General features: G+C 29.4%; 20 protein-coding genes. 2 read left to right on the top strand and 18 right to left on the bottom strand.

The window, feature by feature from the left end; genetic code table 11:
- Window positions 1–8: 8 nt before the first annotated feature.
- From ABM4_RS02135 to ABM4_RS02065, 15 genes are all read right to left on the bottom strand, one after another.
- A complete protein-coding gene (locus ABM4_RS02135; protein WP_016358037.1) occupies window positions 9–1,163 on the bottom strand; it encodes a V-type ATP synthase subunit C in 1,155 nt (384 codons plus the stop codon).
- Window positions 1,164–1,175: 12 nt separating this feature from the next.
- The gene (locus ABM4_RS02130) at window positions 1,176–1,799 is read right to left on the bottom strand and encodes a V-type ATP synthase subunit E (RefSeq protein ID WP_016358036.1); all 624 of its coding nucleotides are present in this window, start codon (window positions 1,797–1,799) and stop codon (window positions 1,176–1,178) included.
- A gap of 19 nt (window positions 1,800–1,818) precedes the next feature.
- Entirely contained in the window at window positions 1,819–2,304 is a 486-nt protein-coding gene (locus tag ABM4_RS02125) for a hypothetical protein (protein ID WP_016358035.1), read from the bottom strand.
- A 78-nt stretch (window positions 2,305–2,382) separates the two neighbouring features.
- A complete protein-coding gene (locus ABM4_RS02120) occupies window positions 2,383–4,380 on the bottom strand; it encodes a V-type ATP synthase subunit I (protein ID WP_016358034.1) in 1,998 nt (665 codons plus the stop codon).
- A gap of 9 nt (window positions 4,381–4,389) precedes the next feature.
- Window positions 4,390–4,704, bottom strand: a complete 315-nt coding sequence (ahaH, locus tag ABM4_RS02115; protein ID WP_016358033.1) for an ATP synthase archaeal subunit H — start codon at window positions 4,702–4,704, stop codon at window positions 4,390–4,392.
- A gap of 154 nt (window positions 4,705–4,858) precedes the next feature.
- Window positions 4,859–5,233: a hypothetical protein gene (locus ABM4_RS02110; protein WP_016358032.1), complete on the bottom strand. Its 375-nt coding sequence runs from the start codon at window positions 5,231–5,233 to the stop codon at window positions 4,859–4,861.
- 646 nt (window positions 5,234–5,879) lie between these two features.
- Window positions 5,880–6,215: a hypothetical protein gene (locus tag ABM4_RS02105; RefSeq protein ID WP_040682503.1), complete on the bottom strand. Its 336-nt coding sequence runs from the start codon at window positions 6,213–6,215 to the stop codon at window positions 5,880–5,882.
- A gap of 175 nt (window positions 6,216–6,390) precedes the next feature.
- The gene (locus ABM4_RS02100; protein ID WP_016358030.1) at window positions 6,391–6,894 is read right to left on the bottom strand and encodes a nitroreductase family protein; all 504 of its coding nucleotides are present in this window, start codon (window positions 6,892–6,894) and stop codon (window positions 6,391–6,393) included.
- A 16-nt stretch (window positions 6,895–6,910) separates the two neighbouring features.
- Window positions 6,911–7,747, bottom strand: a complete 837-nt coding sequence (locus tag ABM4_RS02095) for a citryl-CoA lyase (protein WP_016358029.1) — start codon at window positions 7,745–7,747, stop codon at window positions 6,911–6,913.
- Between the two features lie 81 nt (window positions 7,748–7,828).
- Window positions 7,829–8,710, bottom strand: coding sequence for a fumarate hydratase (locus tag ABM4_RS02090; RefSeq protein WP_016358028.1), 882 nt, complete (start codon window positions 8,708–8,710; stop codon window positions 7,829–7,831).
- Window positions 8,711–8,749: 39 nt separating this feature from the next.
- Window positions 8,750–9,655, bottom strand: coding sequence for a peptidase (locus ABM4_RS02085; protein WP_048200991.1), 906 nt, complete (start codon window positions 9,653–9,655; stop codon window positions 8,750–8,752).
- Between the two features lie 44 nt (window positions 9,656–9,699).
- Window positions 9,700–11,100: an MmgE/PrpD family protein gene (locus ABM4_RS02080; RefSeq protein ID WP_016358026.1), complete on the bottom strand. Its 1,401-nt coding sequence runs from the start codon at window positions 11,098–11,100 to the stop codon at window positions 9,700–9,702.
- 496 nt (window positions 11,101–11,596) lie between these two features.
- Window positions 11,597–12,826 (bottom strand): amidohydrolase family protein, encoded by a 1,230-nt coding sequence (locus tag ABM4_RS02075; RefSeq protein WP_016358025.1) that lies wholly within the window; start codon window positions 12,824–12,826, stop codon window positions 11,597–11,599.
- Window positions 12,827–13,304: 478 nt separating this feature from the next.
- Complete coding sequence (locus tag ABM4_RS02070; protein WP_016358024.1) at window positions 13,305–14,654, bottom strand: DUF3100 domain-containing protein; 1,350 nt, start codon at window positions 14,652–14,654, stop codon at window positions 13,305–13,307.
- 574 nt (window positions 14,655–15,228) lie between these two features.
- A complete protein-coding gene (locus ABM4_RS02065; RefSeq protein WP_394295812.1) occupies window positions 15,229–16,494 on the bottom strand; it encodes a DUF1743 domain-containing protein in 1,266 nt (421 codons plus the stop codon).
- A gap of 403 nt (window positions 16,495–16,897) precedes the next feature.
- On the opposite strand from ABM4_RS02065, the gene ABM4_RS02060 reads away from it, so the two are divergent.
- Window positions 16,898–17,836 (top strand): transcriptional regulator, encoded by a 939-nt coding sequence (locus tag ABM4_RS02060; RefSeq protein ID WP_016358022.1) that lies wholly within the window; start codon window positions 16,898–16,900, stop codon window positions 17,834–17,836.
- A gap of 14 nt (window positions 17,837–17,850) precedes the next feature.
- Here the strand turns inward: ABM4_RS02060 and ABM4_RS02055 are convergent, their stop codons facing one another.
- A complete protein-coding gene (locus ABM4_RS02055; protein WP_016358021.1) occupies window positions 17,851–18,585 on the bottom strand; it encodes a hypothetical protein in 735 nt (244 codons plus the stop codon).
- A gap of 228 nt (window positions 18,586–18,813) precedes the next feature.
- Complete coding sequence (locus tag ABM4_RS02050; protein ID WP_016358020.1) at window positions 18,814–19,155, bottom strand: heavy metal-binding domain-containing protein; 342 nt, start codon at window positions 19,153–19,155, stop codon at window positions 18,814–18,816.
- Window positions 19,156–19,631: 476 nt separating this feature from the next.
- Here ABM4_RS02050 and serA point away from each other — a divergent pair, with 476 nt between their 5' ends.
- Complete coding sequence (gene serA, locus ABM4_RS02045; protein ID WP_016358019.1) at window positions 19,632–21,203, top strand: phosphoglycerate dehydrogenase; 1,572 nt, start codon at window positions 19,632–19,634, stop codon at window positions 21,201–21,203.
- Between the two features lie 610 nt (window positions 21,204–21,813).
- Here the strand turns inward: serA and ABM4_RS08875 are convergent.
- On the bottom strand, window positions 21,814–22,632 hold the full coding sequence (locus ABM4_RS08875; RefSeq protein ID WP_016358018.1) for a Mov34/MPN/PAD-1 family protein: 819 nt from the start codon (window positions 22,630–22,632) through the stop codon (window positions 21,814–21,816).
- Window positions 22,633–22,796 lie beyond the last annotated feature (164 nt).

Genomic DNA, 22,796 nt, shown 5'->3' with positions numbered 1-22,796 from the left:
ATATGAAATCATACAAGCAACTCCGGAATCTTACTATCTGGAAATGCTTCTTCTCTTTTAGCTCTTGTAATGATTTTTAAGTTCTTAATTTCTTTCTCTTTACCACTTAAAAATCCTATAATTGGACCTACACCTAATGGTTTTTCTAAAGATAAGGAATGTGAATATTCAACAAAATATGTATCTAGAGCTTTTTCAAATACAGCAATAGATTCCCCATTATTGTATTGAGCTAAAGGCTCAGAAAGTATTTCACTGTATTTAGTTCCTTCTAATGAAGAAATAACTCCTTCAACATTATCAGATTCCATTAAATCTTTGAGTTTCCATTCTCTTAATTGATAACCTTCACTAATTAAGAAAGGACTAATTGAATCATAAGCTAAACCATTTTCTTTAGCTCTTATAATTAATTTAAGATTATCCATATCTACCTGGGTTCCAATATATGAATACATTGCTTCAGTATTGTCATTTCCTGGAACTTTAGTTGAGTGTAATAATTTATGTAAATAATATTTATCTAATGCATTTGTAAATGGTAATAAAGAACCTTGTTCCTCATATTCTGGAATAGCATCAGTTAAAACATCAGCATATTCGGTTCCATCTAATCCTGCAATAACATCAGTTACAGAACCTGCATCAACTAAACGATCTAAGTCTTCATATAATGAACCGGAAGGAAGTAACAAATTAGATGTTTGTTCATTATTATATCCTACTTCTTTAGCAGTTAATAATGCTTTAATATTAGCAATATCAGTTTTAGTAGCTAAAACATCAAATGAATCCTTAATTTCATCAGGTGCAATAGTTGCAAGATATTGATAAGTATCTGCAAGATGTGTATCTAATGATTTTTCAATTGAGTATTCATTTATGTATGGAGCATAATCTGGTAATCCTCTTAAATAATTTGTAAGCTCATCAATAGAATCGGTTTCTATGATTTCTGACATTTGTTTATCATCTAAAAGTCTACCTTTTCTTGCTCTGACCTTAGCAATAGGGTTGAGATAAGGATAAATATCTAATATAGGTCTACTAGTAACAACAACTACAACAGCACCAACAATCAATATTGCAATAATTACACCTACAAGGAGTAATTCATTAGAAAGTCCTAATTGTGTTATTAAAGTAGCTATTTCATCAGCCATATATTCTCACTCCTATCTAAATAATATTTGAGCAACTTCACTACGTAATGATTGTTTGAATCTAGATTCCCTAGCTTCAATAGTATTATTTACTTCGATATCTCCATTTTTAGTTTTAACAATAGCTCCACCAATAGTGTCTATTGGCTCACCAAATTCTAAAGTAGTAGTTACATTAGTGTCAGAAGATATATTACTAGCCATAGAACTTAAAGCACTTTGAATTTTAGTTTTATCTGCTTCTTTAGTTTGAACGATTAAATCTCCGCCGCCGATTTCAACAGCAGCTTCTTTTATTAATTTATTTAATGCTTCCACATATTTTGGATCAGCAGTAGATGCTAAATCTTTTAAATCGTCCATAGCTTTATCGAAAGCCATTTCGATAACTTCTTCTTTAGCCCCTAACTCATCTCTACGTTGATTCATTCTAGCTTCAGAGATAATTTGTTGATGTCTCATGTTAGCTTGTTTTTCACCATTAGCAATAATTTTAGCTGATTCTTTATCTGCATCAGCTTGTCCATTTGCTATTATAGCATCTGCTTTGGTTTGAGCTTCTTGAATTATTCCATCAGCTTTAGTTTGAGCCTCAGAGTTTATGTTAGAGACAATTTTATCTGCCCCAGAACTCATTTCTTGACCTCCTAATCACTTATAATATTCCACCGAATACCATGAGTAAGATAGCAATCAAGAAACCGTAAATAGCCTGAGTTTCAGGTAATGCTGAGAAAATAATACCTCTTGCGAACATATCATCATTTTCAACAATTGCACCTACAGATGAACCTGCAACAATACCTTGACCCATACCGGAACCAAGACCTGCAAATCCAACAGCAGCACCTGCACCAATAGCAACAATACCTACAGCAGTGGATAATCCTTTACCTCCACCACCAAGTAATCCTGAAAATACTAATAATAAGATAGCAATCAAGAAACCGTAAATAGCCTGAGTTTCACACAAAGCTGCAAAAATAATACCTCTTGAGAACATATCCCCATCTTCAGCAACAGCACCTACAGAACCTGCAGCTGCCATTCCTTGACCTAAACCTGATCCTAAACCAGCGAAACCGACTGCTACACCAGCACCAATAGCTGCTAAAGCAGTTCCTAAGACAATTTCTACCATAATTTATTTCTCCTTAAATTATATCATAATTTTGAAATTAATTTTATTTTTAAATATTAAAATTGTAAATGAAAAAATCTATTTGTTAAGTTTTGTAAATTTCCTACCTGCTTTGAAAGCCTCAAATCTGTTTTTTCCACCCATGAAGAATTGAGCAAAGAATTCAACATAGTTAAGACGTAATGCATTAACACCAGCACCTAAAGTTTGGAAAAGCCAGTTAAATATATGACCACCAATGAATACAATGATAGCGAGAATAATTCCAATATATGGAATCATAGTACCACACATTACAGTAAGAATGTTTACAGCCATTGCAATACCTGCAGTAGCTAAACATAATGCAAGTAACCTAGCAAATGAAAGGACATCTCCCATATAACTGAAGAAATCCATAATTCCATAAGCTCCTCCTCCCCAGAATAAGAGGCCGAAAGCAGCGATTATGAAAATAGCTCCAATTATTATTCCAATCATTCCAATTGCAGGTAACATGTATCCAAGTGCTAAGAATACAATACCAATTTCTAAAACGAACCAAACAATTTGATTAGTCCAAGCATCTTTTTTATTACCATATCTGTAATTGTTGATTGCACCTAAAAGGAAACCAATATTAAGATAGACTAAACCAAGAGCAATTGCAATAACTAAAATTACTGCTGCATTGGTAAATGCATCTAAACAGGTAGTTGGAAGTGCTCCCATACCTAAGACTCTAGATGAGAAATCTCCCAATAGACCGTTGGTTAAAAGACCTAAAAGTATAGCCCATAAACTTGAAGCCATAAATATTTTACCAAAGTCTTTTGAGGTTTCGCTATTTCTTCCAAGACCTCTATATAATACAAAGTATCCAACTAAAAAGTTTAACAATCCATACATTGCATCAGTTAAACAGAACCCAAAGAATAATGGGAATGTAATAGCTACAAATAAAGTTGGATCAACCTCATTATATTTTAAAGGTGAATACATATCAACTAATATTTCATATGGTTTAACGTATCCAGAGTGATTTTGAAGAACAGGTACATCTTCACTGTCATCTGGAATTTCTTCTTCCTCTATAACACAATATCCATCACTTGCAGTTTCAATAAGTTTTTTAGTTTCTTCTGCTTTTTTAACTGGTACCCAAGCTTCAAATACTTTAGAGTTTTTAGTTTCACCGAAACTAGTGTAAATCTCATTTTTATCTTTTTCATTCTCTAATTGTTCTTTTAAAGCTAAGATATCGTCATCCCATTTTTTAGCAAGCTCTTTAAATTGAGCTTGTAACTGGGTTTTTTCATTAGCAATAGCAGATAACCTAGCATTAGCGTTAGCAATGAAATCAGAAGGTTTACCTTCCATACCACTAACATCTAAATTATCAAAACCGAATTTTCTAAGTGTAGAATAGACAGTGTCTTTATATTCATTAGAACTAACTACAATAAAACTATTAAAAGCTTCATCAGAATTAGTTTCATCAATTACAATTTCATCAGTTATTTTATTCAATTCTGCTTTTACTTCAGAAGCAGATTCAACAGCAATCCTTCCAACTATTGTTGAAGTAGTATTAGTGTCTGCTAAAATACCTAAGTCATAATTAAAGTTAATTAATTTTTGAGCAACGGTAATTTTAGAATTTAATCTACTTGCTTCAGTGTCGAGAGCGGATAATTTATCCTGTACTGGAGATATTTCAGTACTAGCATCATCTAAAACAGATTCTGCATAGATTATCAATGCGTCAGTATCCATCGGTTCCACATTTTTAGGAACAATCAATTCTGGATTAATTAATGAATGAATCTTATCTTTCTTACTTGTATTAAACATTAAAGCATTTGCAATTGCATCAGAAAGACTAGTTGTTTTCATTAATAATGATGATATTCTACCAGTTTTAGATGTGGATTTAGCAGGAGTTAATAGTTCCCCAATCTCAGGATCTTGTTGAATACGTTCTGAAATATCATCAATTTGAACAGTACCTGCCTCATGTAATTCACTAATTATTGAAGGAGCATACTTATCCAAAGTGACTATTTTAAGTTTACGCATTCTTTCAGTTTGAAACATTATCTCACACTACAACAATTTTTCAACAATAACAGAAGCTGCTTCATCAACATTCACTGAAGATTTAGCTTTAATAGACTCAACATTTTTTTCAGATTGAGCTTTAATTTGTTCAGCCTCTTTTTTAGCTTCTTCTTCTGAATTTAAAACAGTGACCTCAGCCTCATGTGATGCATTACTTTTAGCTTCTTCCATTAATTGGTTAGATTTAGCAGTAGCTTCATTAATTAAATCTTCAGATTTAACTTTAGCATCTTCCACTACTTGAACAGCATCACTTTCAGCCTTTTTAATCATTGAGATAGCCTCTGATATTTCTGCCATTTTTTATCACCATGGTATTTAAAATTTTATCTAGATTATAATACGCGATTTTAAATAAAAATCCAACTCTAAATAAAACACATAAAGTTCATTAATAAAATTCAATAAGTTTCAATTTATTAATACAAAAAGATTTTTAAAAAAAGTTAAAAAATTACTTCTTTTTACTACTATGATAAAAATATCCTAGTAATCGTGGAGGTAATTTCTTCATATATGCTAAAATTGAAATAGCAATCAAAACAATACCAAATACTAAAAAAACATAATTATAAGGATTTTCCAAAAACATATAACCTAAAATAGCGAATAATATGCCTTCACAAAATAACATAGCCTTATTCCATTCTGGTCTATATGAGACCAATGGAAACGCTACTCCCACTAAACAAACAAGTACAGCAGTAGCTAAGTTTTCACTAGTAAAAGGTTCGCCTAGATAAAATGGAGCTATTGCTAAGCTAATCATAACAAATAAGAAAACAATTGAGTATACTTGCATCCTTTTTTGATAAGTCATCTGAACCATATTATCTACCTAAAAACCTATTTTATACTAAAAATAATTTTCTCTTATTTATCATATTATTAATGTATTAATTTATTTAATTTTTAATATAATAAATTAACTATTATTTCCTAAAAAATTAGAAAAAAATATTGAAAATAAAAATTTTAAAATATTAAAAATTTACAATTAAAATTTTGTTTAAGATAATTTAAATATTTTTTTAAAAAAAATATGATAGTTAAGAATGAAGAATAAATAGAGTTTTAAGAGATTTCCTATAAAGACTTAAACAAATACTAATAATGTATATAAAAAATTATATGAAAAATTAATAAATACAGTATACTGTCCATTTAATAAAATAATGAAATAAAATAAGCTTACAATAAAAAACACAAAGAATTAAAAAAATTATTTATGAAAATAATAAAAAAATCTATAAAACAATGTTTTTGAAAAAACATGTTAAAATAATAACTACAATATATATGAAATATGTAAAAAACCAATAAGAAAATAGTTTTTTGAAATTTTAGAAAGAATCTCTAAAAATTCAAGGATAGTTTCTAAAATCTTTAAGAAAACTTTAAAGAAATTAGTAAAAAAAACTCAACTAAAATAGTTTATAAAAATCTTAAGAAATTCAAAAAGGAGTTTAAGAAAATTAAGAAAATGAACCCCTGTCTAAATCAATTTCATTAAACTCATCGAAATCCAATTTTTCACCATCATTTTCAAGTTTTGTTGTAATTAAAACATACTGGGAATTTCTATAAAAAGCATATAAAAATAGGACTAAATTTCCAAATAGAAACCATGCAGTGAGAGTAGCTGCAAGTATAATGCAAATTAAATGAGCTACCCAATTGCCATATGCCCTCTTATAAAGAAATGAAAAATTATCATCATATGAATGTAATTTAAAATTGTTCTCCTCAAGAAGATCTGTAAATTTATCTAATTCTTCTTTATTTTTAGCATGTATTGTAAGAGGTCTCATCATCTCAACTACTTAATATCTTTTTAAAATAAACAATAAAACTAAAATACCCATCAATTAAAGATTAACAAATTCAACATTGACAAACTTAACATTCAATTATATCCTTAACTGATTAATAAAACCCGAGGAAATAATATTAAAAAACCGATAGGTGAAATAATTAATACTCAGATTAAATATATTCACTTATATCATTGGCTGTTTTTTTATCTTGAATTCTTGGACCTGCATCAACATGTCCTAGTGGAGTAAATAATAATGGAGCATATTTATCTGAGTTAATTAATTCCTCAGCTGCATCTGGATTAAATGCACCAACATAACATGTGCCTAATCCTAAACTTGTTGCTGCAAGAATGATATTATCCATGACAATAGTCCCATCGATATCAGCAAAGTTTTTATTATCATACCTACGTGTCCAAGCATCTTCTTTTGAAACTGCAACACACAATACAATTGGTGCTTGTAAGAACCATTCTGAGGGATAAACCTTCTTAAGAGCCCCCCTATTTTTATTTGTGTCAATTACATAAACCTTAAAAGGTTGAAAATTTACTGCAGTAGGAGCTTTTGCAGCTACATCTAAAATTTTATCTAAGTCTTCTTTACTAACTTCCTCATCAGTGAATCCACGTACACTATATCTTTTATCAATTACATCAAAAAAATCCATATTGACCACCATTAAATTATTTTCTATTATTTACTTGTTTATTTTCAAATCCTGTGTAAGTGATATCATCTAATTCACAGAATCTTCTAAACTCTTCCTCATCCATTTTCTCCTCATAACTATGGGCAACCAAACCTGGGAGTCTGCCTATCATAAATACCCCTATACCTAACTCAGGATTAAAACCTAAATCTGAAAGAATAGCTCCATTAATACCATCCACATTTAAGGATATGCCCTTCCTTTCCCTCAATAATTGTTCCATACTCAACGCAAGTTTAACGTGTGGACCTAAACTTCCCTCTTTAATAACCAAATCAATTAATTTACGTGCTCTTGGATCCTTATCATGGTATCTATGACCAAAACCTGGAACCTTCTCATGTTTTGAAATCTTTTCACATACAATATCCAATGCCTTATCTGTAATTTGGGGGTCATCCAAATCAGGATCTCCAGATATATGTAAACTGTTAATTCCATCCTGATACATTATCATGACTTTCTCAATAGCTCCAGCATGATGATATCCAAAGGATAGCAAACCGCCAGCAACTGCATTATTAATTGGAGAACCACTTGAAGATATAATCCTTGCAGTCTGAGTACTTGGAGGTGTTACACCATGATCACAGAAGGAAACAAGTACATGATTTAATAATCTGCCTTCTTTTTTATTAGGTAATTTACCTAAAAGTAATAAATATACCATTTCACTATAACTTAGATGTTCTATTAGATCTACTTGATTATAACCTCTTGTAGAAATCTTATTAGGTTCTACCTTAGTAATTGTAGTAGTAAGATTATGTTCTGGAATTTTAAACTTATTATGTACTTTTTTATTCTCCAAGTTTATGCCTCACATTAGTTTATAAGATAATATAAATATCAATATCTAAATTTATAAAACTTACCTCTTAAAAAATAGAAATTATATTTTAATTGTTGAAATACGAGGTTCAACAAAACAGCAGGGTCTTGCACATACTATCCTAACACCACTTGCCCTTTGAGGACCGATATTTAAAAATGTCCCTAAAACAGTAGTATGACCTTTAAGACCCATAGGACCAATATTTAATTTGTTTAATTCATTTGTAATGAAGTTTTCAGTGTTACTTTGGTAATTTAAATTACCATAAACCATAGCCTTTAACATTAGATGACTTGCTTCATAATGACTTCTCCCAATACCAATTGCAGGAATGGAAGGTGTGCAGCCCAACATTTTAAGAGATTCCTTAAGCCAATCAATCGTTTCATTTATTACGATTTTTCTATCATGCTGATGATAAACCCTATATGTTTTAGAACGTATTTCAGGTCCACCACCTAAAAGTAATATATGAATATGTATCTGATTTTCTAAATCCCTGGAATAACTCCTATTATTCTTATCAAAGGAATCAATGGAAATAGGTGCAGGTAACATCATGGAAGGCTCATCATATAATCCTTTAGATTGCTCAATTCGCTCTAAAGGATTTCCTTTAACAGCCATAGGACGTCCAGGTAAATCATCCAAACCTTGTTTCAAGCCTTCCTTAATATCTCTTATAAATCCTTCAGGAAGGGATCTGTTCTCACCTAATTCTACCAATATATGAGGAATACCTGTATCATCACATAATGGGAGTTTTCTTAAAGATGCGATTGATTCGTTTCTAATCATTTGTTCCAATGCCCATACTGCATTATCATTAGAAAGTTCCTCCTCTAACTTTAAAGCTCTTTTAAATCCGTCAATTCTATCCTGACTATAAGTAGTACTGGCTTTAATAACCCCATCTGCAATCTTATTAATTAAAGACATAATTCACCATAATATTTTAAATAACTAAACCATTAACGATTAATTTTCAGGAACAGCCAAATCCTTTGATGCTTGAGGTGAGATTACCGCATCAGGACAGTATTTATCTATTATCCTTTTTACAAGCTCTACTTGTTTTACTCTTTTTACTGCATCCTGACTTGTTGTATCCCAGGAATGTGTTTTTGCAACAGAACCTCCCGTTTTAAGATAAATTGGAGCCGCCACTTTTATCATGCTTGGAACCTCATAATGACGTATAAAACCTCCAGAGGATTTAGGGTTTTCTGTATGAACATCCATAGGTATATTAATAGCAGAACGTATAGATGCAAGCATAGGTATTTGAAGATCCCTTACAGGATTTAAAGAATTAAGACCAATTGATTCAAATAGTTTAGCACTTGCAGGATTTGAACAGCCTGCATGGGCAGACAATTTAAAGTGTAATGTTTTTGGAAGTTGGCCCTCATTTCTCATTTTAGATAAAACATATAAAAGACCCTCATCATATAATAGTATTCCACGGACTCCAAGAGAGACTGCCCTTTTAACATCCTCAATTGCATAAACTAGATTGTCATAACCTCTAAGCCTATATCCTATACGAATACCTTCCTTGGTATGAACACTTGCACTTGTATCATAAGTTGCCCTTGGACCTACAGCTAAAAACAGTTCCACTCCATTAGATCCTGCTAAATCAACCATTCGGCTAATTTCATCATCGGTTAAAAACATGATTCCCTTAGTCTGTGTAATTCTATGAATAAAAATATCTTTTTGTTTACATGTTTTTAAAACTGTTTCAAGAGCATTTACAGATTGAATTCCAGGTATTTCTAATCTATACTGACCTTTATCATTAAAACACTTTGAAGACACATAATTAGAATCTTGTTCTTCAATACCTAATCCTTTTAAGAAATTCTTTGTATCATCCATCATAATATTTCCCCGATTTAACTTATCATCAAAATTAAATTCCATTATTCATAAGAATCAATTAAAACATTAATTAACTCATCCATCTTTGAAGATTCCATATAATCAATCTTATTTAATTTTTGAACCCCATAAGTTGGATTTAATTTTCTGAATTTATCGATAACCTCTCCAGGACTTACTGGATTATGTTTATTTCCTTTTGAATAGATGGTAGTGTGTTCAAATGCCCCACCTCTAAAACTTTCATTTAGATTAATTTTAACATTAGCCGGACGGGCACCTGCCTCTAAAGAATCGAATTCTTTTTTATCATGAATAATGATTTTAGGAGCCAAGATTTTAATCTCTTTAACCTTCTCATCCTCAACCTCATCAATATCCTTAAAAAGACCATCCTCAATTAAATAATTAATCTTTGTAAGACCAACCTCACCACATACCAACGCAATGGCCACCGCATATGGAAGTGATTGCCTTAATTCTTCTTTATTATGAGGTTTATAATTATCATGTTCTGATGCAATCTTATATGTGAATATTTCAACGGATTCGATTACATCGTATTGTTTTTTAATTATATTATGCAAATACAAGCTTGACTCAATAGCTGAGTGAATATGTCTACAGAAAGGATATAGTTTAAAGTAAACATCACTAGTTTGAAGGAATTTACCGAAATCATTCATATATCTGTTAATCTTATTTGAATTGACTTCTTTTAATGTCTTACCAGAACGTATATCCCCTATTGCCATGGCCTTCAGGAAACCCTCATCACCATCGATGATAGACTCGGGACCTGTAAATCCATTATAGGCCAAGAATGCAGAAACGATTCCTGCCCTTGCAGCATTACCTGAGTGAAAAGCTTTAGCCATAGTTCCCTGATGATCTGATTCTAAAAGTCCTGCAGACTGTGTTCCGCAAAGACCTAAACATTGTATTGTTTGATAAAAGTTTAATCTTAAAATCTTACTTGCAACGGCACCAGACACATATGTACCTATTGTTCCGGTTGAATGAAATCCTTGATTTCTATGATTGGGATTTGCAATGGAACCAATCAATATTCCGGTTTCATAACCTGCAAGAATAGCTTCTATAAATTCCTTACCATTAACCTCTAATTTACGGCTCAATGCAATGGCAGTCGAAAATGCGACGGTTCCAAGATGTACAGATGCCACATCATGACCATCATCCAAATCAAGAACATGTGAGGAGGTACCTAAAAACATTGCATCAGTTAAGATTGAATTATCATAATTATGGTCCATAAGACTAAATGAATCTTTTAAAATCTGAGGAGCCATTTCATTGCGTCCCCTTAAATATACACCAATATAATCAATAAAAGCTAGTTTAATCTGTTTTAAAGCATCATCAGATATATCTTCATATTTTAAATTTACAATAAAATCGGCAATTTTCTTTACAATCATAAAAAACACACAGACTAATTAGATAAATAATTTTTAAAAATGATTAATTAAAATAATATTAATATTTTGTAAACTATATTAATTAAATTTTTAGTTATAATATTAATAATAATAAAAACCCATTTAAATAAACAAATATCTAAAAATAGCCTCAATATAATTTAGATTATGGAGATAATTGGAGATTATATAATAAAAAATAAAAAATCAATAAAACAGCTGAAGATTTAAAAAAAAATTATAATATCATAAGATTAAGATTAAAATCATTAAAAATAGTAAAATAAAAATAAAAAAACAGCCAAATATTTAAAAACAACCCAATGCATTAAATTATGAGGATATTTGAAAATCATATAATAGCTTATTAAAAATAGCCAAATCTTTAAAGATTGCTTTAAAATAGTTTAAATTTAAAAATAATAAAATATAAACCTAATTCAAAATAAAAGGAAAATAAAATTAAACCCGACTTAAATAAAAAATAAATTAATATTTAATTATTTAAATGGTTTTTAAAGATATGTCCGTCCCTTACCACCAATTTGATATTGTCTTTATTTTTAATATAGGATATATCCTCTAAAGGATTTTTATCTGTAAGAATTAAATCAGCATCATGATGTAGTCTAACTGAGCCAATCCTATCATCCAGACCTAAAAATTGGGCTGCCTTATAGGTACCTGCACTTATTGCCTCCTTTTCACTCATGCCGATTTTAGTTAAATTCTCAAGTTCACCTAAATTAATACCATGATCCACTACACCACAATCTGTACCCATTAAAAGATTTACACCTTCCTCATATGCGGTTGTAATATTCTCAGAATGTACCTTGACAACATCCTTAAGTTTTTTAATATTGCCCTTATTAACCCTATAGGATTCATTGGGATTTTTATATAATTCCTTATGGACAAGTAAAGTTGGAATTATACTCATATTATGCTCTTTAATCTCTTTTGCCGTTTTTCTATCTACAAAAGTACCGTGTTCTATTGAGGATACACCTGCTGCAATACAGTTTCTCATCCCTTCTATTGAATGACAATGTGCTGCTACTTTAAGATGATTAGCTCTTGCCTCATCAACTATGGTTTTTAATTCTTTTTTATTGAATTGTGGATTTTGTGGGAAACCGTAAGCACTTAAAACTCCACCTGATGCCATGACTTTAATAAAATCTGCTCTTGCACCAATACAATCCCTTGTCATTTTAAGTACATTACTTTCACCGTCTCCAATACATCTAGGCATTCCAGGATAAGATATTCTCATATCATGACCTGAAGGTTCTGTATAATCAAAATGACCTCTTGTAATAGATAAAGGACATACACTAATAAGGGTCTTAGGTAGTGGAAATCTAAATTGTTCTGATTCTCTTTTAAATCCGATATCTGCAAGACCACAATCCCTGACTGTAGTTACACCACATTCAATGGTATCCTTTCCATTTATAAGACCATTATAAAAATAGGTAGATAAGGGATTTCTCATATTATCCTCATAATGAAAACCATTAGCCATCAAATGAGTGTGTAAATCAATAAATCCTGGAAGAATATACTGATTATCCCCATCAATAACCTTAACATCATCATCAACTTTTATGTTTCTTGAAATCTCTTCAATTTTCCCATCACTAATCAAGATAGATGTATCTAAAAGATCATTGTAAGTTGAATCTATGACTATCACATCTCTTATTAATATATCATCCATAAAAACACCATTTTTATAAAGCTTATAATTAATTATAATATATTTAAAATTAGTTTTATTAGTTTCTATAAGATTATTAATATTTTATAAAAAGATTATTTTAAGTCTTAAATTATAAGATTTGAAAATAAAAGAAGATTAAAACGTAAACTATAACCTATCAATTTTTTATTCCTAAATTATAAGATTTGAAAATAAAAGAAGATTAAAACGTAAACTATAACCTATCAATTTTTATTCCTAAATTATAAGATTTGAAAATAAAAGAAGATTAAAACGTTTAAACTATAACCTATCAATTTTTATTCCTAAATTATAAGATTTGAAAATAAAAGAAGATTAAAACGTTTAAACTATAACCCATCAAAAAAAAAGACATTTAATACTTATTTTTAATTTAAGCGATTTTAAATTTAAAATTGAATCTTTAAGAAAATTAATTTAAAAAATAAGATTTAAAAAGAGGGTTTAAGAATATTTAGATTGCACCTGTACCCATTAATACAAGTTGAGCAATTGTAGCAGAACCTATAAATGTACCCAATATAACAAAACAGGTAACAATAGCTCCTCTCCAACCTAACTTTTTAAATTGATCCCAATCTCTTCCAATTGAAATACCAACATAACCAAGGTATACAGTAACGATTGAAGTAAGTTCAACATTATTAACATAGGTTACAATGATTGGAGATAATGGACACCAAGGCATTGAAAGAAGCATACCTATTATACTTACATATAAAATTGAGGATATATGATGTGGAAGTACACGCTCTAAAACAACACTAGCAAATGCCATAGCAGATAGGATCAACATTCCAACAAATGTAAAGTAAAATGATCTTCCTGTTGAAACACAATTTCCACAGGTTACAATAAATGAAAAGATTACAAATAGAATAATCCAATCACTAACCCTTTTCCATGTAATCTTATTGATTTCTTTACTTAAATCATGGTTTTTCATATCCTCGTCTTCATAACTTTGAGAGGGTATTGATGCAGAAGTAGTCCTACCAATCTTAGGTTCCAGCCAATAATATAATTTTTCAGTTAGAGGTATTCCAATAAACATTGTAAGATAAATACCGAAACAGAAAGAAATTAGATTTGAAAAACCTGAAAATGCCATTATGGTATCTTTCATATCTGGAAAGATTGCAGTTAAAGGTGCAAGTGCAGCTGCATTCATACTTGCACTACCAACACCACTTGCCATTGCAAGAGCATAAGGGTGGAAAGGTAAAGAGGTAGAAAGACTTGAAACTAAACTAATAAAAACAGTACCAATAATAGTACCTATAACATAAACAGTTAAAACCCCCCTGGTTTCAGGAGATTTTGTACCATATTTATCAAGAATCGTACCAATATTAGGTTCCCTACAAATAGAACTTGTCATACCGATACTTTCTCTTTTAAATCCTAAAAGAAGAGCGATTGGTAAAGCAAAAAATATAGTTCCTAAATTACCAAATTCCTGTAATATAATAGCTGGACCTACATCAAATAAAAGCTTTAAAGCTTGACCACTTGACACTGCTAATTTAGCAAGAAGCGGAGTCATAAATAATAACATTAATCCTTCTGCAACTTTTGATTCATGATTTCCAATAAAAGTAATTGGTTTTGCAAGATAAAAAGCCAATCCTATAACCATTGCATAAAGTAATGGCATAATAACAATACTTACATTACCACCCAGATTGAATTTCTTCATACCAATCCATTCAGCAATGATAACCAAAAATAGTACTACAATATGTAGTTTATATTCCATCCATGGTCTTATTTTACGATCCTGAGATGTTGATTCCTTACTCATAAATATACCCTAATAAAAATTTAAAAAAAATAATATTAAATTTAGGAGTTATAATATTATTCTAAAATAAATTAAAATATTATTTATTCTTTTAATTTATAAACTAATCTATTTTAGAAAATAAAATTCCCTAAATGTGAATAAAATTTAGTATAAAATGCAAAAAATGAATAATACTTCTTATTTTGAGAACATATACTTAAAACTAAATAGAATATAAATCCATTAGAACAAAAAGTAAATAATGAATCAATTATAAAAAATACTAAAATAAAGTCCATAATCCCCAAAAACATAGAATTCAAACAGGATATTAATAAAAATAACCAATATAAAAAGATTAAAAAAAATTAAAAATTAAGGACTTTAAGAATTTCAAAAAGAGAATTGAATTTTTTAAAAATTCAGAAAAATAGATAAAAATTGATTAAAAAAGCTAAAAACTTCAAAAAAAATTAATATAATATATTAATATTTAAGAAAAATATTATAAAAATGAAAAAAAGATTAAAAAATATTAGACCACTAAACAAAAAGTGAAAAAACTAGACAAAAAAGGAACAAAGATATGAATCTAATCACTTAAATTCATACGAACAAGTGGTTTTGCCAAATGCCTACGTGCAGATACAGGAGTTTCATAGAATTTTCCCTCTTTTAATTGACGACTAATTTCATAAAGAATTTTAGAGGAGTCTCTTAAAATATATCCGCAATGTTTACACTTAAATCCTTTATTATGACCTGCAGAGCTTAAGGTTTTACCACATTCAGGACATTTTGGATTTCTATAGGCAATATTATTCAATTTAAGCACTTGGAATTTTTCAATATTAAATGTGTTTTCCTTTCCAATACCACCATATAACTTAACTTTATCCTTAGGTCTTAACCTAGCAACGATTTTTCTAAAATCTTTGGTAGGTTCATAAGCAGCACATTCAATGGAACCACTTTCATCCCCAAGTGTAAAGAACAGATGTCCACCTTCAATAGTGTGAGGTTTGTCTTTAACGAAACCCTCAACAATATATGAGCTGTATTGTTTCATGGAGGCAATATCCCTAGCATCCTCCAGATGCATATCAGTATGTTGATTTGTTAAATAAATACAGTATCTTTCTACTTCCTCACCATTAATTACAATTTTTTGGGCTTTTTTAAGGCTTTCGGGATCGTTTGCTCTAATACCATAAAGTACAGGACATGGAGTATTAGGTTCAATAGCCAAATAATCGCCGTCAATATTCTCAAAGGTGTCTGTTAATTTATCCATCCTAACAACGGAATCATAATCAATATGACGTTTGGTGCCCCTATTTTCCTTTAACCTATATGCCAAAAGTTCATAGGTATAGTCTGTAAGTTTACATGACATACTTGCAATAGATCCTATAATACCTCTACCTTTTTTAAATTTATGGATTTCGGCACCGATATGCTCTGCAAATTCTTCAGCCTCTTCAATTGTAATAATTGAATGTAATGCCTTATATGCAAAAGCCTCCATTTCTTCGGTGATTTCACCGTCATAAAACACTACACCTGGATTAGTATTATCACAATCAAACATTGCAAGCTCTTCAACTGCATCCAAAATAATTTTTTTAGCCTCATTTAAATCATGATCTTTAAATTGTTCTTTAGGAAATTTAAATGAAACTCCACCATTTCCACGTGTTTTGAATCTAGCGAAAGGATTTAACCTAATGAGTCTAGGATAACCTTCAATAGTAAACCCTTTATCTTTCAATCTTTGAATTACAAGTGCACAAAGATAGGTAGTGCACATTCCATCTGGTGAATCAGTATCATCAATACCTACATAAATATAACTTATACTAACACATCCAAAAAAATTAATAATATTAATATATTGTATATTATACCTTATATAATAATTTCATAAATATCATTAATCAAGGTTAAATTAGTAAAAGACTGAAACAACAGCTAAAGAAAACACAAAAACAAAATTAAAAGATTAGAATAAAAATTAAAAATCAAATATAAAAAACAATTAAATGATGAGATACCTTTAAAAGGGGGATTTAAAAAAATAATTAGCTAATAAAAAAATAATAAAAAAGATGAATTAATTTTAGATTTACTAATTAAAAAATAGAATAAATAAATAAGGAAATTTTCAATTTATATAATATATTCACTAAAAATAAAAAATCCTTTTAAATAGAAATTACATAATATATTATAATAATATTTTTATTCATGAGGTGATTCCTATGGCTACAAGTAGGAATATATTAATTCAAGAAATAAGTCAACTATTAACTACAGAAGGATTTCAAACATCAAATGTTTATGAACAGAGCTGTTTTGATATGGTGGCTCGTCGTAAGCTTTTGATTTTACTTATGAAAGTTCTTGTTAATATTGATAGTGTTAATGAAACCCATGTAAATGAAATTAAAAAAATATCAGAAGTTTTCTTAGGAAGTCCATTACTTGTTGGACTTAAAACAAGAAACCGTCCATTAGAAGATGATGTGGTCTATGAAAGACATGGTATTCCAGCAGTCAGTCTTGGAACATTTAAAAACATGATTATATATAACGAATATCCTGAGGTATTGGCAAACCGTGGAGGATACTTTGTTAATATTAATGGTAAGCTTTTAAGGGAATACAGGGAAGAATATTCCTTATCACTTAAAGATTTAGCTGATTTAGCTCATGTATCCCGTGAAACAATATATAACTATGAAAATGGTAAAGTTAAGGCCAATATTGAAACTGCAATCATGTTGGAAGATGTTTTAAACACAAAGATAACCTTTGATATTGATATTTTTGAACCTTATCAAAATCAAGAGGAAATAACTACTGATAAAAACAATGATCTTGCAAAATTAGGTTTCGGTGTTGTAAATACAAGTAAAACACCTTTTGATGCACTTGCAAAACTTAAGGACACCAGTCAAAATGAAAGTCCATTAATTGCAAATCTTGAGAAAAATAGAAATACAAAAACACTTAAAAAAATGGCAATACCACTTAAAGACCTATCTTTAATTACATCCTCTGATTCATTCTTTGTAATAAATAATGAAAAATTCAAGGAATCAATTGACGGTATTCCTGTAATCAAATCATGGGAATTAAAAGAAGCAGATAACTCAAGTGAGTTTATTAAAATGGTAAAAGAGAGAAAAGATACTTAAATCTTTTCTTAAGTTTACTTATTTAATAATAGACCAAATGTCTCATCGGCTTCACGTTCAGAAGCTGCACTTACAGTCACCATATCAGCATAATCTAGTTTTTCTAAAAAATCAAAGGCCTCTTTAGGTGATTGAATACCACAGGCCAATATTCTTGAAATAATTACTTTTTTATTAATTTGATTGAGCAATGTTTTTAACTCTTCCTGCTGCTCTTTTACAAAGAAATCAACATCCATTGTATATGCTATTTTATTTACTGGAACCATATAAAAATCAAATAAATCAAGGTCAATGCAATCATCAACCAATTGTCTGGATGTTTTAAAAGGATAAGATGTGATAATACCTGGGATTATATTATGATCTTTAATCTCTTCCAAAACCTTAGCAGTATAATCCCAATCATAACCGTCAACTAGAATATCATCAACCAGCATTAAAGGGGTATCATAGTTAGATAATATTTCAATATCTGTTAAATAATCAACCTCTTCTCTTGCTTTTTTAAAATTAGGTGCCAGATAATTAACATCTGTATGACCTACAGTTCCAATTATTTTCATATCTGCACCTTGACCTTTAGCAATATCAATTGCATCTAACAAACATGAATCATTAGGGATATTCATAGCCCTTACTCCCTTTTCATATGCTTTTACAATAATAGATGCTATTTTTTCAGGATTATTATAAATATCCAATTCATATAACCGTGTCCTATGTCCAAAATATCCCTCACAGGTCATAGGTGCATAACCTAAAACTGCTTTTGGAATCTCAACATCATTAAAAACTATATTATCATTAAAAATAATATCAACACCATAAAAAATTAAATTAATAAAAAAAATTTAGATATAATCTTTAGTTTAATATTAAATTATAGGATTATTAAAATTTATTATTAAACTTTAAAGTAAAAATAAAAAAAAGTGTTTGGAAATTAGAAAGGACAAACAATAAAATTAGTATAACTATTCTATTTTTTTAGCTACAACAGCTGTACCATATGCTAAAACTTCCTGCATATTTGTAGAGATTGAATCAGAATCAAGTCTTACAGATATAATACCATTAGCACCTAATTGTTTAGCATGACTAATACATCTTTCAATGGATTCCTCCCTTGACTCTTCCATCATCTGAACATACTGTTTTATCTCACCACCAAAGAGACCTTTGATTCCGGCACCTATATCTCCACCAACACCACGGGCACGAACTGTTAAACCATAAACAAACCCTTTAATTTCAACTATTTCATAACCAGGCAAAAAATTTGCACTTGATACTAAAAATTCATCTACAGAAACCATAATATCACCAATTTTGAATATTATAAAATAATATCATGTTATAAACAATATTTAAAAAATGTCCAAATGCGAGGTATTAAAATAGATTTTAGTATTTTAAATAAGGAAAAATAGCTAAAACTAATTTAAACTCCAAAAGTTTAGAAACATCAAAAATTTAAATATTAAGAATAACAAAGATTATTTTATAATATAAACTATTAATTTATATTATTTTAAATTCAATTATATTTAAATTTTACGTATAATATAAAATAAAATCTTAGAAAAAAAGTAGATTAGATAATATTTCATTAAAATAAAAGCCAAAGGCTTTTAAAAATATCTAAGATGATATTTAAAACTATTTTATCAAATTAATATTAAAACAAATATTTAAATACTATTTTAAATATGAATTTTGTTTAACTAAATAAAATAGAGCTTATTTTTTATATTATTACTTATAAAGAAATTTTTAAAATATAGGTGAAAGGATGAAAGTACTTGTTGCTGATGCAATAGATCAAAAAGGTATAGATAGACTTAAAGAAGTCGCTGATGTTGTAGTGGATACTACCATTAGTCAAGAAGACTTATTAAAAACTATTAAGGAATATGATGGAATAGCTATCAGAAGTAGAACCAAAATGACTGCTGAGGTTATTGAAGCTGCTGAAAATTTAAAAATCATTGCAAGAGCAGGTGTAGGTGTAGACAATGTGGATTTAGATGCAGCTACTAAAAAAGGTATTATGGTTGTAAATGCACCTGAATCAACTTCAATTACTGTAGCAGAACATACCATGGGACTTATGTTAGCTGTTGCTCGTAAAATTGCAATTGCTGATAAATCTACCAAAGAAGGTAAATGGGAGAAAAAATTATTTAAGGGAATGGAACTTAAAGGTAAAACCCTTGGTGTAATTGGAATGGGTAGAATCGGTTCCCAAGTAGTAAAAAGATGCCAAGCATTCGAGATGGATGCACTTGCATATGATCCATACTTACCTCCTGAAGTAGCACAAGACATGGGAGTAGAGTTAACCGATTTAGATACTGTACTTAAAAACGCAGATGTAATTACTATTCATGTACCACTTACTCCTGAAACTAACCATTTAATCTCAACCGAACAATTTGAGATCATGAAGGAAAACGCAATTATTATGAACTGTGCTCGTGGTGGAATCATTGATGAAGATGCATTATATGATGCACTTAAAAATGATAAAATCGGGGGAGCAGCACTTGATGTATATGAAACTGAACCTCCTGAAGACAGCAAATTAATGGAACTTGACAATATCGTATGTACTCCACATATTGCAGCATCCACCAAAGAAGCTCAAAAAGGAGCAGCAATAATTATTGCTGATGAAATTGCAGATTTATTTGCTGGTAAAACCCCAAACAATGTTATTAACATGCCTAGAGTAGATAATTCTGGATTAAAGGATTCTGCAAAATACTTAGAATTATGTGAAAAATTAGGTAGTTTCATTTCACAATCCATTAACGGACATATTAAAGAAGTCTCAGTTATTTATGGTGGAGAAATTAGTGAACTTTCCAATAAAGAAATATTCACAAGAACTGTATTACAAGGTATTTTAAACCCTATATTAAGCAGTCCTGTAACTGTCGTTAATGCTCCTGCAGTAGCAGAATCCAGAGGAATTTCTGTAACCGAAGGTTCCAAAAAAGATGCAAAAGGTTACGATTCATTTATTAAAGTAACTGGTAAAACTGATTCTGATGAATTCTCTGCAGAAGGAACTGTTCTCTTTGAACCAAAAATCCTAAAAGTAGACGGTTACTGGGTAGATGTAAAACCTGAAGGAAACATGTTCATTGCTAGATACAAAGATGTACCTGGAACCATTGGCAGCATTGGCACCATTTTAGGTGAAGCTAATATTAATGTTGGAGTAATGCAAATTGGAAGAGACACCGTTGGCGGAAATGCAGTAATGATTCTTACTGTAGATCATGAAATTCCTGAAGATGTCTTAGAAAAATTAGTTGCTCTCGACAATGTTCACAATGCAGTTAAAATTAAATTATAATTTTAACTTCTCTTTTTTTTATTTTCACATACTTAAATTTCAATTAAATCCACAAACCATGTTACTAATTTTTAAAGTTTTTACTAATTATATAATAACTTGCTAAGTAAAATGTCATACCAAGCAAATTAAAATTACTAATTTTATAATAATTTACTAAGTAAACAATATTTTAATATGTTCCATTTTTAATTAATATCCAAAATCTAATGATTAAGTTTATTATTTTTAGATTTAAATGAAAATAAATTATATAAATAGAAATTTAATTAAAAATAGAAGTTTATTATTAAAATAAGATTATATTTAAAGTAAATAAAAAAATTACAAAATCTAATTAGAAAAATAGAAGTTCACTATTAATCTAAGAATCATACTTGAAATAAAACTAAAGCATGAAAACCAATCAATAAAAAATCAAGAGATATACAGATCGGTATAAAGAAAATCAACAATAAAAATCGAGAAATAAATTAAAATCAATTAAAAACAAACCAATTAATAAAAATCAAGAAATATACGAAACCAATATAAACAAAATCAGTTAATAAAAAAATATATTAAAGGAAAAGGGAATTAAAAAAAATATTAGATACCTATACTGAAAGGATTACTCTTCCTTAAAATCATCTTCGCTATTACATTTATAGTCAATATCCTGATCATTTTTTATAACAATTCTAGGAACCGGCATACCCGGCTCAAGATTAATATTAATACCACGTTTAATATCACTAGCGTTAATCTCAATTACATTATTATCATCGAGATCCTCCGGATTAATAGTTATTGGATTTTCAGCAGAATCAGATTGACCTGGTGATGGAATATAAAAAGTGTTTTTATAATTTTTTGAAAATTCATCATAATCTGTTCTTTTATGGATATCATCAAAACTTTCAAGAAACTCCTCCTCTTCATCTGAGAAATTATCATCATCTGTAAGTATATCATCCTCATCAAAGAAATCGGAAAATTCCTCTTCTTTAAGATATGAGTAATCACCTATTTCAAAATCCATGGGATTACCTCCCTTATCATATGCTTTAAAGGTTTCAATGGTATAAGGTAATCTTACAATCATGTGGAAAAATCCCCTTTTTGAAAAGATTTCCAAATCAGCATCGGAAGGCATTGCACTAGGACCTGGATGTGAATGAACAGTACCATAAAATTTAGTGTTGGGAGGCAGCTGATCATAATGGAGAACTGCGCCAGTATCAGAGGTTTCGCCTGGAATAAAAATTAGTCCAGTGATATATAGAGTATTATCCCTTATTAAACCATCTAACATAGATAAAAATTCATGAGGATATGCCTTCTTTGCATAGTATATAACAGATTCCAAAACTTCTCTATCAACACAGACCCTGTTAAAGGTGTTTGAATCATTATCATCTGATTTTAATATTTTTGAAATTAAACCCATTATATCTCTCCATAGTTTATTAATAAATAAAGATCATTAAATTTAAAATTAAATCATATTATAAAAATCATACTTACGATTTATAGATAATTTAAATTAATAGATATTTAAAAGTTATGAAAGAACCATATAAAAAATTATTAAGATTTTAGATATTTCTAAAA

It is taken from the genome of Methanobrevibacter sp. AbM4 (genome assembly GCF_000404165.1).
In the GTDB taxonomy this organism is placed as follows: domain Archaea; phylum Methanobacteriota; class Methanobacteria; order Methanobacteriales; family Methanobacteriaceae; genus Methanarmilla; species Methanarmilla boviskoreani.
Note: the sequence above shows the minus strand (reverse complement) of the source record. Positions and strands in the feature narration are given on the sequence as shown.

Coding starts and splice junctions, on each gene's coding strand:
- ABM4_RS02135 (WP_016358037.1), bottom strand. CDS start 1,163: ATGGCTGATGAAATAGCTACTTTAATAACACAATTAGGACTTTCTAAT.
- ABM4_RS02130 (WP_016358036.1), bottom strand. CDS start 1,799: ATGAGTTCTGGGGCAGATAAAATTGTCTCTAACATAAACTCTGAGGCT.
- ABM4_RS02125 (WP_016358035.1), bottom strand. CDS start 2,304: ATGGTAGAAATTGTCTTAGGAACTGCTTTAGCAGCTATTGGTGCTGGT.
- ABM4_RS02120 (WP_016358034.1), bottom strand. CDS start 4,380: ATGTTTCAAACTGAAAGAATGCGTAAACTTAAAATAGTCACTTTGGAT.
- ahaH (WP_016358033.1), bottom strand. CDS start 4,704: ATGGCAGAAATATCAGAGGCTATCTCAATGATTAAAAAGGCTGAAAGT.
- ABM4_RS02110 (WP_016358032.1), bottom strand. CDS start 5,233: ATGGTTCAGATGACTTATCAAAAAAGGATGCAAGTATACTCAATTGTT.
- ABM4_RS02105 (WP_040682503.1), bottom strand. CDS start 6,215: ATGAGACCTCTTACAATACATGCTAAAAATAAAGAAGAATTAGATAAA.
- ABM4_RS02100 (WP_016358030.1), bottom strand. CDS start 6,894: ATGGATTTTTTTGATGTAATTGATAAAAGATATAGTGTACGTGGATTC.
- ABM4_RS02090 (WP_016358028.1), bottom strand. CDS start 8,710: ATGTCTTTAATTAATAAGATTGCAGATGGGGTTATTAAAGCCAGTACT.
- ABM4_RS02085 (WP_048200991.1), bottom strand. CDS start 9,655: ATGGATGATACAAAGAATTTCTTAAAAGGATTAGGTATTGAAGAACAA.
- ABM4_RS02080 (WP_016358026.1), bottom strand. CDS start 11,100: ATGATTGTAAAGAAAATTGCCGATTTTATTGTAAATTTAAAATATGAA.
- ABM4_RS02075 (WP_016358025.1), bottom strand. CDS start 12,826: ATGGATGATATATTAATAAGAGATGTGATAGTCATAGATTCAACTTAC.
- ABM4_RS02070 (WP_016358024.1), bottom strand. CDS start 14,654: ATGAGTAAGGAATCAACATCTCAGGATCGTAAAATAAGACCATGGATG.
- ABM4_RS02060 (WP_016358022.1), top strand. CDS start 16,898: ATGGCTACAAGTAGGAATATATTAATTCAAGAAATAAGTCAACTATTA.
- ABM4_RS02055 (WP_016358021.1), bottom strand. CDS start 18,585: ATGACCTGTGAGGGATATTTTGGACATAGGACACGGTTATATGAATTG.
- ABM4_RS02050 (WP_016358020.1), bottom strand. CDS start 19,155: ATGGTTTCTGTAGATGAATTTTTAGTATCAAGTGCAAATTTTTTGCCT.
- serA (WP_016358019.1), top strand. CDS start 19,632: ATGAAAGTACTTGTTGCTGATGCAATAGATCAAAAAGGTATAGATAGA.
- ABM4_RS08875 (WP_016358018.1), bottom strand. CDS start 22,632: ATGGGTTTAATTTCAAAAATATTAAAATCAGATGATAATGATTCAAAC.